The sequence below is a fragment of the Burkholderia sp. Ax-1720 genome, from assembly GCF_011753035.1.
GTDB lineage: Bacteria > Pseudomonadota > Gammaproteobacteria > Burkholderiales > Burkholderiaceae > Burkholderia > Burkholderia gladioli.
In genome coordinates, this window is record NZ_VWWK01000219.1 from 1 (window position 1) to 9,993 (window position 9,993).

Consider the following 9,993-nt stretch of genomic DNA (forward strand, 5'->3'; position numbering starts at 1 on the left):
CGCGTCGCGCAACCGGCGCGCGCGCCGCTCTATGCCTGGACCGACAAACCCGTGCAGCCGGTCGAACCCTCGCCGAGCCTGCAGGACACGCTGCGCTCGATCGACGCGAGCACCGCGCAATGGGCCGCGCTGGCCGGTACCACGGTCGCGCCGCGCGGCGACGCCGCCGCGGAAATCGCGGCGGGCAGCGCGCAGGCTGCCGGCATGTTCACCACGCGTGCGCCCCAGCTCGAGGTCGAGCCCGCCGCTGAAGCGGCACCGGCTCCGGCCGCGCTGGCGCCGCTGGCTGAAACACCGCTCGCGTTCGAGATGGCGACATCGGCCGATGCCACCGCGGCTCCCGTCGCCGACCCGGCCGACCCGGCCGACCAGACCGACGACAGCGATGCGGTGATCGACATCAGCACCTTCATGCCGGCCGACGCGCTGTCGCCGACGCTGCCGTCGTGGGCCGCCTCCGCGTCCGATGTCATCGTCGAAACGACGGCCGAACCGCTCGCGTCGCTCGAAGACGAGCCGCTCGCCACGACACCGCCCGCGCCCGCTGCGAGCGAACCGGCGACCGAACCCGCCGACAACGCGTCCATCACGCGTGCAACGCCGATCGCCTTCGGCACGGCACCGGCCGAGACGAGCAGCAACGCGGCGCCGGCGGCATCGACGTCGGCTTCGCTGACGCCCAACTCGCCGGCTTCGACGGCCACGGCTACCACGTCGCTAGCGTCGTCCGCATCGGTCACGCAAGGCATCGCCTCCACCGTCGCTTCGCCGGCCTCGCCGACGGCGATCCCGGCCGAGCCGGCAAGGCCGTTCGCAGCGACGAAGCCCGAAGCGGAACCGACGGCGACGCAAGCTTCGGCCATCACCAGCAAGCCCATCCCAGCGGTACCCACCGCGACGACGGCACCGGCGCCCGCCGCCACGGAAGCCCCCGTTACGACGCCAGCGCCGGCCCCGATCCTGCCCGCGACGATCCCGGTCCCCGCGCCCCCGGCCTTCGCCGCGCCAGCGTCGACCCCGTTCGCGGCATCGGCAAGTCCGCAAGCTGTCGACACGCCCCAGGCGCAGGTCAGCCGGAGCGAAACCTCCGCCCCGGATGCGCCTTCGCCCTCCACGTCGGCGGCGGCACCGCAACACGCCGCGGCGGTCCCGCCATGGGAATCGCTGCCCGCAGCCACCGCTCCGGCTACGTCCTCGGCCATCAGCCCGGCCACGAGCACGCCGACCGGCACCACGGCATCGATGACGACAAGCGCACCGTTCGCCACGACGCCGCCGTCCCCCGCGCCGCAACCGCCGGCGGACGAACCCGCGATCGAGCAGGAAGCCGCCCCGGACGAAGGCGGCTTCACCTACACGGCCGGCGCGCCGATCTTCACGCCCGCCGGCAGCGCGACGCCGGCCGCGCCGATCATCGCGAGCCCGTCGGGCTTCAGCACCGCGACCGATACCTGGGTGGCATCGACGTCCGAATTCACCATCGTCACCCCGGCACCAAGCGAGGCCGACGCAACCGGCACCGAACCCGCGTCGGGCGCGGCAGCCCCGCTCGCCATGCCTTCCGCCTTCGCCGCGCCGGCCGCCGCCCAGGCAACGCCGGTAGCCCCGGCCCCGCCCGCCCCCGCGCAACCCGCCGCGCGCGCCCCGAACCCGAACGCCTTCGAGTTCCGCGCCCCGGCCGCCTCGAACGTGGAGCTGCCCGGCCTGGACCTGCTCGAGCCCGCCTCCGACGACATGCAGCCGATCTCCGAGGCCGACCTGGCCCAGACCGGCCAGGTGATCGAGCAGCGCCTGCAGGAATTCAAGGTGCCGGTGACGGTGGTCGGCGCCTCGGCCGGCCCGGTGATCACGCGCTTCGAGATCGAGCCCGCGCTCGGCGTGCGCGGCAGCCAGATCGTCGGCCTGATGAAGGATCTCTCGCGCGGCCTGGGCCTGACCTCGATCCGCGTGGTCGAGACCATCCCCGGCAAGACCTGCATGGGCCTCGAGCTGCCCAATGCCAAGCGGCAGATGATCCGCCTGTCCGAGATCCTCGCCTCGCGCCAGTACCAGCATTCGGCCTCGCAACTGACCATCGCGATGGGCAAGGACATCGTCGGCAACCCGGTGGTCACCGACCTCGCCAAGGCGCCGCACATGCTGGTGGCCGGCACCACCGGCTCGGGCAAGTCGGTGGCGGTCAACGCGATGATCGCCTCGCTGCTCTACAAGGCCACGCCCGAGGAAGTGCGCCTGATCATGATCGACCCGAAGATGCTGGAGCTGTCGGTCTACGAAGGCATCCCGCACCTGCTCGCGCCGGTCGTCACCGACATGAAGCTGGCCGCCAACGCGCTGAACTGGTGCGTCGGCGAGATGGAGAAGCGCTACCGGCTGATGTCGGCGGTGGGCGTGCGCAACCTCGCCAGCTTCAACCAGAAGCTGCGCGACGCCGCGGCCAAGGAAAAGAAGATCGGCAACCCGTTCTCGCTCACGCCCGAGGATCCCGAGCCGCTCTCGCCGCTGCCGCTGATCGTGGTGGTGATCGACGAGCTGGCCGACCTGATGATGGTGGCCGGCAAGAAGATCGAGGAGCTGATCGCGCGGCTCGCGCAGAAGGCGCGCGCGGCCGGCATCCACCTGATCCTCGCCACCCAGCGCCCCTCGGTGGACGTGATCACCGGCCTGATCAAGGCGAATATCCCGACCCGGGTGGCCTTCCAGGTGTCCTCGAAGATCGACTCGCGCACGATTCTCGACCAGATGGGCGCCGAGTCGCTGCTCGGCCAGGGCGACATGCTGTTCCTGCCGCCCGGCACCGGTTACCCGCAGCGCGTGCACGGCGCCTTCGTGGCCGACGAGGAAGTGCACCGGATCGTCGAGTACCTGAAGCAGTTCGGCGAGCCGCAATACGAGGAAGGCATTCTCGACGGGCCGTCCTCGGATGGCGGCGGCGCGCAGGACCTGTTCGGCGACGCGCCGGACGCCGAGGCCGATCCGCTCTACGACGAGGCGGTCGCCTTCGTGGTGCGCACGCGGCGCGCCTCGATCTCCTCGGTGCAGCGCCAGTTGCGCATCGGCTACAACCGCGCCGCGCGGCTGGTCGAGCAGATGGAAACGGCGGGGCTGGTCTCGCCGATGGGCATCAACGGCAGCCGCGAGGTGCTGGCGCCGCCGCAGCCGGAATAAGGGCCGAGCGATCCGGTCGATGGCCTTCCGTTCGCGGTTTCGTGACCACGAGCGGGCCATGGCCGCCCTTGCCGCGAGGCACCGGCGAGGCACCGGAATTGCTCCGGGGCGTCGCCGGCAGCCTGCCGCCCTCGACCGTTGCCCGCGCAACCTTCGCGCCTGCAACCTTCCTTACGATGCTTCAAGCCATGAAAAACGGGCGGCTCACCCACCAGGGTGACCCGCCCGTTCGTTCGTCCGGGGACGCTCGCGCTTACTGCTGCACCGGCACCAGCTTGAAATCGACCGGCTTGCTCAGCGCCACCTTGCGCGCATCCGGATCGAGCTTGCCGCTCGCCACGTCGCGCCGGAACACGTAGAAGCTGCCGCTTTCCTGGTTGCCGACGATCAGCCACTTGCCGGTCGGATCGATCAGGAATTCGCGCGGCGTCTTGCCCAGCGTCGACTGGCGGCTGGCGAAGGCGAGCTTGCCGTTGGCCGCGTCGATCCGGAACGCGACGATCTCGTTGGCATCGCCGCGATTGGTCGCGTAGAGGAAGCGGCCGTCCGGCGACAGGTGCAGCGCGCCGCCGCCTTCCTGGCCGTGGAAATCCGGCGCGGACAGCTTGACGTCCTGCAGGTGGCTCAGCTTGCCGTCGTGATAGCCGTAGACGTCGACGCTGCCCTTCAGTTCGTTGGTCACATAGGCGAAGCGGCCGTTGCGCGAGAACACCATGTGGCGCGGCCCGGTGCCCGGCGGCACGATGGTGTAGCGCGACTCGGTCGGCCCGATCAGGCCGCGCGTGCCGTCCGGCGTGTAGCGGTATTCGAAGATCTTGTCGGCGCCCAGGTCCTGCACGAACAGGTACTTGCCGTCGGGCGAGAACACCGTCGAATGCACGTGCGCGCCGTCCTGGCGGCCCTTCACCGGGCCGCTGCCCTCGTGATGCACGTTCAGCACCGAGGCGCCCACCTTGCCGTCGGCCTCGATCGGGAACAGCGTGAAGCTGCCGCCGGGGTCGGCCGCCACCGAGTAGTTGGCGGTCACCAGGTACTTGCCGTCCGGCGACAGGCTCAGGTAGCAGGGATCGTTCCCTTCCGAGGACACGCGATCGAGGAAATTCAGCGCGCCCGTCTTCGCGTCGAAGCCGAAGGCGCTCACGCCGCCGCGCTGGCTGGCCGGGCCGTTGTCGCCCGGCAGCTCGTTGACGGCATAGACGAAGCGGCCGTCGCGGCTGGGCAGCAGGTAGGAGGGGTTGACCGTCTTGATCGAGCTGATCGGCGTCGACACGTCGCCGGTGCGCGTATCGAAGCGATAGACGTAGATGCCGTCGCTGCCGGAATCGGTATAGGTGCCGACCAGCAGGTTGTAGACGGCATCGTTCGGCGCATTGGCGGTATCCTGCGCAAACGCGTGTGTCGCGGACAGCGACAGCACCACGGCGAAACCCTTGATCCAGTGACCCAGCCTGAGCGATGACATACGCATGAACCTCTCGAATTTGGCGCGGCGCCGGTGCTGATCGGCCAGGCCGTCGGAACTTCCTTGCACCGAAACGCCTCAAGTGTTGTGATTGTTCAACGATGCGAGCGGCCCTACCCGCCTCGTCCGTGCGCAGTATAAGGGGCCATGTGCGCCGCCGTCGACCGATGGCGCCGGCCCGGAAAGCCAAACGTCAGCATCACGGAGAATTTGCCCACCATGCCAGCCCTCATCGAAGACTACGCACTCGTCGGCGACGGACACACGGCTGCCCTCATTTCACGCGACGGCTCGGTCGACTGGCTCTGCTGGCCGCGCTTCGATTCGGGCGCCTGCTTCGCCGCCCTGGTCGGCACGCCCGATCACGGCCGCTGGCTGATCCGCCCGAGCGCCGAGGCGCGCATCACCGCCAGCTCGCGCCGCTATCGCGGCGAGACGCTGATCCTCGAGACCGACTACGAATGCGAGACCGGCGCCGTCACCGTGGTCGACTTCATGCCGCCCGGCAACGGCTGGTCCGAGCTGGTGCGCATCGTGATCGGCAAGCGCGGCCACGTGCCGATGCAGATGGAGCTGGTGCTGCGCTTCGACTACGGCTTCTCGATCCCCTGGGTCACGCGCCTGTCGCGCGAGGCCGGCATGAAGGCGATCGCCGGCCCCGACACGGTGGTGCTGCGCACCCCGGTGCCGCTCGCGGGCGAGAACCTGCGCACCGTCGCCGAATTCACCGTGCATGCCGAGGAACGCGTGCCCTTCTCGCTCGGCTACGCGCCCTCGCACCTGCGCCTGCCGCCGGCGCGCGAGCCGCTGTCGATGCTGGCGCGCACCGAGAACCACTGGCTCGAATGGTCCTCGCGCTGCCCGATCCAGGGCCGCTACGCCGATGCGGTGCGGCGCTCGCTGATCACGCTGAAGGCGCTCGCCTACGAGCCGACCGGCGGCATCGTGGCCGCGCCCACCACCTCGCTGCCCGAGCACATCGGCGGCACCCGCAACTGGGACTACCGCTACTGCTGGCTGCGCGACGCCACCATCACCCTGCTCGCGCTGATGCGCGCCGGCTACTACGACGAGGCGCGCGCCTGGCGCGCCTGGCTGGGCCGCGTGATGGCCGGCTCGCCCGAGCAGATCCAGATCATGTACGGCATCGCCGGCGAGCGGCGCCTGCCCGAGATGGAGCTCGACTGGCTGCCCGGCTACCAGGATTCGAAGCCGGTGCGGATCGGCAACAACGCCGCCAACCAGTTGCAGCTCGACGTGTTCGGCGAGGTGATGGCCGCGCTGCACCTGGCGCGCGTGGGCGGGCTGCAGGCCGACGATACGGTCTGGTCGGTACAGTGCGCGCTGCTCACCCATCTCGAGAAGATCTGGCGCGAGCCCGACGAGGGCATCTGGGAGACGCGCGGCGGCCGCAAGCACTTCACCTTCTCGAAGATCATGGCCTGGGTCGCGTTCGACCGCGCCATCAAGTCGGCCGAGCAGTTCCGCCTGCCCGCGCCGCTCGACCACTGGCGCGCGCTGCGCGAGGCGATCCACGAGGACGTCTGCGCCAACGCCTGGAACGAGGCCAAGCAGGCCTTCGCGCAGAGCTACGGCAGCGACGAGCTCGACGCCAGCGTGCTGATGCTGCCGCTGGTGGGCTTCCTGCCGCCGTCCGACCCGCGCGTGGTGGGCACCGTCGAGGCGATCGAGCGCGAGCTGATGCACGGCGGCCTGGTGATGCGCTATCGCACCACCGATTTCGACGACGGCCTGCCGCCCGGCGAGGGCACCTTCCTCGCCTGCAGCTTCTGGCTGGTCGACAACTACGCCCTGCTCGGGCGCATCGACGACGCGCACCGGTTGTTCCGCCGCCTGCTGTCGCTGGCCAACGACCTGGGCCTGCTGGCCGAGGAATACGATCCGGTCGAGGGCCGCCAGGTCGGGAATTTCCCGCAGGCCTTCTCGCACGTCGCGCTGGTCCACACGGCCATGAACCTGATGCACCACGAGGAGGAAATGGCCCAGGCCGCCGGCCAGCCGATGGCGGTCGAGACCGACGGCCGCTGAGGCCGCGCCGGGGTTCCGGGCAGCCGGTTTTGCGACAAAAAGAAGTCAGGACCGCGATTCGTCAAACTTCGCAAGATCGGGCCGACATGGGGAAAATGCTGCATTGCGGCATGGCATGGAACCCGATATGATCGACGCGACTGGCCGGCCGCTCGCGCGGTCCGGCCCCGGACCCCACCGCGCGCCGCGGCCTCCCATGCGCCCGCGACGTCCTCCCCTCGGGAGCCTTCTTCATGCTTTACCAAATGCACGAGTTCCAGCGGGCGCTGCTGAGTCCGCTGACCGCCTGGGCCCAGGCGGCCTCGAAATCCTTCGCGAATCCGTCCAGCCCGCTCTCGCTGATGCCCGGTGCCACGCGCTGGGCCGCCGCCTACGAATTGATGTACCGGCTCGGCAAGGATTACGAGAAGCCCGAATTCGAACTGCACCAGATCGAGAAGGACGGCCACCAGATCCCGATCGTCGAGCAGACCATCATCGAGAAGCCGTTTTGCCGCCTGATGCGCTTCAAGCGCTACGCGGACGATTCCGCCGCGGTGGGGCAGCTCAAGGAAGAGCCGGTGGTGCTGGTCTGCGCGCCGCTGTCGGGCCACCACGCCACGCTGCTGCGCGATACCGTGCGCACCCTGCTGCAGGACCACAAGGTCTACATCACCGACTGGATCGACGCGCGCATGGTGCCGGTCGAGGTGGGCGCCTTCCATCTCGATGACTACGTCGACTACATCCAGGAATTCATCCGCCACATCGGCGCGCGCAACCTGCACGTGATCTCGGTGTGCCAGCCCACCGTGCCGGTGCTGGCGGCGATCTCGCTGATGGCCAGCCGCGGCGAGGACACCCCGCTGACCATGACGATGATGGGCGGCCCGATCGACGCGCGCAAGAGCCCGACCTCGGTGAACTCGCTGGCCACCAATCACTCGATGGCCTGGTTCGAGAACAACGTGATCCACACGGTGCCGGCCAACTACCCGGGCGAGGGCCGCCAGGTCTATCCGGGCTTCCTGCAGCACACCGGCTTCGTGGCGATGAACCCGGAACGCCACGCGCAATCGCACTGGGATTTCTACCAGAGCCTGCTGCGCGGCGACGAGGACGATGCCGAGGCGCACCGCCGCTTCTACGACGAGTACAACGCCGTGCTCGACATGGCCGCCGAGTACTACCTGGACACCATCCGCATCGTGTTCCAGGAGTTCGGCCTGGCCGAGGGCACCTGGGACGTGCGCGGCGAGCGCGTGAAGCCGGCCGACATCGAGGCCACCGCGCTGATGACGATCGAGGGCGAACTCGACGACATCTCCGGCAGCGGCCAGACCCACGTCGCGCAGGAACTCTGCACCGGCATTCCCGGCGAGCATCGCCGCAGCCTGACCGCCGAGAAATGCGGCCATTACGGGATCTTCTCGGGCCGCCGCTGGCGCACCATCATCTACCCGCAGTTGCGCGAATTCATCCGCGAGCACCAGCCGGCGGCGAAAACCGCCGACGGCGCGGCACCGGTGGCGCCGGGCAGCGACGATTCGGCGGGCGGCCATGGCACCGGCAACGGTGTCCAGGGCACGCCGGCAGCGGCCGAAGCGCCGGCGGGCGCCAGCGCGCACGATACGGCCTCGAGCGCGGGACGCGCCGCCGCGGCCAAGCGCGGCTCGACCGCCACGCGTCGCGCCGCCGCCCAGCCGGCCAGCCAATCGGCCGCCGCGAAAAAATCCGCGAAGCAGACGCTGAAGCCCGCCACCACGCCCAAGGTTTCGCCGGCACGCGCGCCGCGCGCGCGCAAGACGGTCTGAGGCAAGCCGCGTCGCCAGACGCGAGAACGCGCCGTTCGGCTCATGCCGCCGAACGGCGCGTTCTTGTTTTCGGAAACGACAATCGCGGCCAAGCGCGGCGCGCCGCCGGGAGGCATCAGCGGCGCAGCAGGTAGGCGAGCAGGATGTCGGTATTCATGCGCACCATCTCGGCGCGCTCGTCGGGCGTGCTGAAGTCGCGATCGAGCATCGCGGCCAGCGTGTAGCGGTTCGAGACGATGTAGTAGCCCAGGCCCGACAGGGTCACGTAGAAGCGCAGCGGATCGACGTCCGAGCGGAACAGCCCGGCGCTCTGCCCACGCGCCAGCACGTTGCCGAGCGTCTGCACCAGCGGCGAGATCATCTCGCGCGTGCGCGGCGACTTCAAAATGTAGCGCGCTTCATGCAGGTTTTCGTTGTTGATGAGCCGCAGCAGCTCGGGATGATCCCTGTAGTAATCCCAAATGAAATGGGCCAGCCGCGTGACGGCCTCGACCGGCGGCACGCCGTCGAAATCGAGCACGCGCTCGGCTTCGGTCAGGGCGGAGAAGGCCTGCTCGAGCACGGCGGTGAACAGTTGTTCCTTGCTGCCGAAATAGTAGTAGAGCATCCGCTCGTTGGTTTCGGCGCGGCGGGCGATCTGGTCGACACGGGCGCCGAACAGGCCACCGCTGGCGAATTCCTCGGCGGCGGCTTGCAGGATGCGTCGCCGCGTTCCTTCGGGATCTCTTTTGATTTTTGGCTGATTCATGGGTTGGGCCCGCGTGATCCTGTCGGCACTGCCGGTGCGCCTCACACGCCTCCGGCACCGGGGGCGCCGACCGGCCGGGTAGGCGGCGGCACCTGCTGCGGTCGAGCAAAAAATGCGCCTTGATTATGCGCACAGGCGCAGCCGAGCGCAAGGCGGGAAATCGGCGATAATTGCGCTTTGCCGAACCATTCGGGCCGCGCCGATCCACCCCGCCCTGGCGCGCGCCCAGCCCCGCCGTCACCGTGACCGACACCAGAAAACTCGCGGATCGCATCGAAGATCTGCTGCCCCAGACACAATGCACGAAGTGCGGCTTCGATGGCTGCCGTCCGTATGCCGAGGCGATCGCCGACGGCAGCGCCAACTACAACCAATGCCCGCCCGGCGGCCACGAAGGCATCGAGCGGCTCGCCGATCTGCTCGGCAAGCCGGTGATCCCGCTGGCCGTCGAGCATGGCGAGGAGCGCCCGCGGCCGCTGGCCGTGATCGACGAGCAGCTCTGCATCGGCTGCACGCTGTGCATCCAGGCCTGCCCGGTCGACGCGATCGTCGGGGCTCCGAAACAGATGCACACGGTGGTGGCCGAGCTCTGCACCGGTTGCGACCTGTGCGTGGCGCCCTGCCCTGTCGACTGCATCGCGATGATCCCGGTCACCGGCGAGCACACCGGCTGGGATGCCTGGACCCAGCAGCAGGCCGACGCGGCGCGCGCGCGGCACGACCAGCACGTGGCGCGCCAGCGCCGCGAGCGCGAGGCCGCCGAGGCGCGCGCC

At 69.5% G+C, this 9,993-nt stretch carries 6 protein-coding genes; 4 read left to right on the forward strand and 2 right to left on the reverse strand.

The features are described from left to right. On the forward strand, nucleotides 1–3,168 hold a 3,168-nt coding region (locus F3J18_RS38345), incomplete at its 5' end, for a DNA translocase FtsK (RefSeq protein ID WP_166916275.1). Between the two features lie 253 nt (nucleotides 3,169–3,421). Here the strand turns inward: F3J18_RS38345 and F3J18_RS32875 are convergent. Further along, entirely contained in the window at nucleotides 3,422–4,630 is a 1,209-nt protein-coding gene (locus tag F3J18_RS32875; RefSeq protein WP_029949150.1) for a lactonase family protein, read from the reverse strand. Between the two features lie 219 nt (nucleotides 4,631–4,849). Between F3J18_RS32875 and F3J18_RS32880 the strand changes: the two genes are divergently transcribed. Beyond that, on the forward strand, nucleotides 4,850–6,679 hold the full coding sequence (locus tag F3J18_RS32880) for a glycoside hydrolase family 15 protein (RefSeq protein ID WP_166916277.1): 1,830 nt from the start codon (nucleotides 4,850–4,852) through the stop codon (nucleotides 6,677–6,679). A gap of 233 nt (nucleotides 6,680–6,912) precedes the next feature. Beyond that, nucleotides 6,913–8,472 carry a polyhydroxyalkanoate depolymerase gene (gene phaZ, locus F3J18_RS32885; RefSeq protein ID WP_166916279.1) on the forward strand — a complete coding sequence of 520 codons (1,560 nt, stop codon included), beginning with the start codon at nucleotides 6,913–6,915 and terminating at the stop codon, nucleotides 8,470–8,472. Nucleotides 8,473–8,587: 115 nt separating this feature from the next. On the opposite strand, the gene F3J18_RS32890 is transcribed toward phaZ, so the two are convergent. Beyond that, nucleotides 8,588–9,220 carry a TetR family transcriptional regulator gene (locus F3J18_RS32890; RefSeq protein ID WP_025096530.1) on the reverse strand — a complete coding sequence of 211 codons (633 nt, stop codon included), beginning with the start codon at nucleotides 9,218–9,220 and terminating at the stop codon, nucleotides 8,588–8,590. A 242-nt stretch (nucleotides 9,221–9,462) separates the two neighbouring features. Between F3J18_RS32890 and rsxB the strand changes: the two genes are divergently transcribed. After that, nucleotides 9,463–9,993, forward strand: a 531-nt coding sequence (rsxB, locus tag F3J18_RS32895; RefSeq protein ID WP_166916281.1) for an electron transport complex subunit RsxB, incomplete at its 3' end; no start/stop codon positions are given.

What these genes read in the sequence shown, in the direction of transcription:
- F3J18_RS32875 (WP_029949150.1), bottom strand. Translation starts at nt 4,630, where the DNA reads ATGTCATCGCTCAGGCTGGGTCACTGGATCAAGGGTTTCGCCGTGGTG.
- F3J18_RS32880 (WP_166916277.1), top strand. Translation starts at nt 4,850, where the DNA reads ATGCCAGCCCTCATCGAAGACTACGCACTCGTCGGCGACGGACACACG.
- phaZ (WP_166916279.1), top strand. Translation starts at nt 6,913, where the DNA reads ATGCTTTACCAAATGCACGAGTTCCAGCGGGCGCTGCTGAGTCCGCTG.
- F3J18_RS32890 (WP_025096530.1), bottom strand. Translation starts at nt 9,220, where the DNA reads ATGAATCAGCCAAAAATCAAAAGAGATCCCGAAGGAACGCGGCGACGC.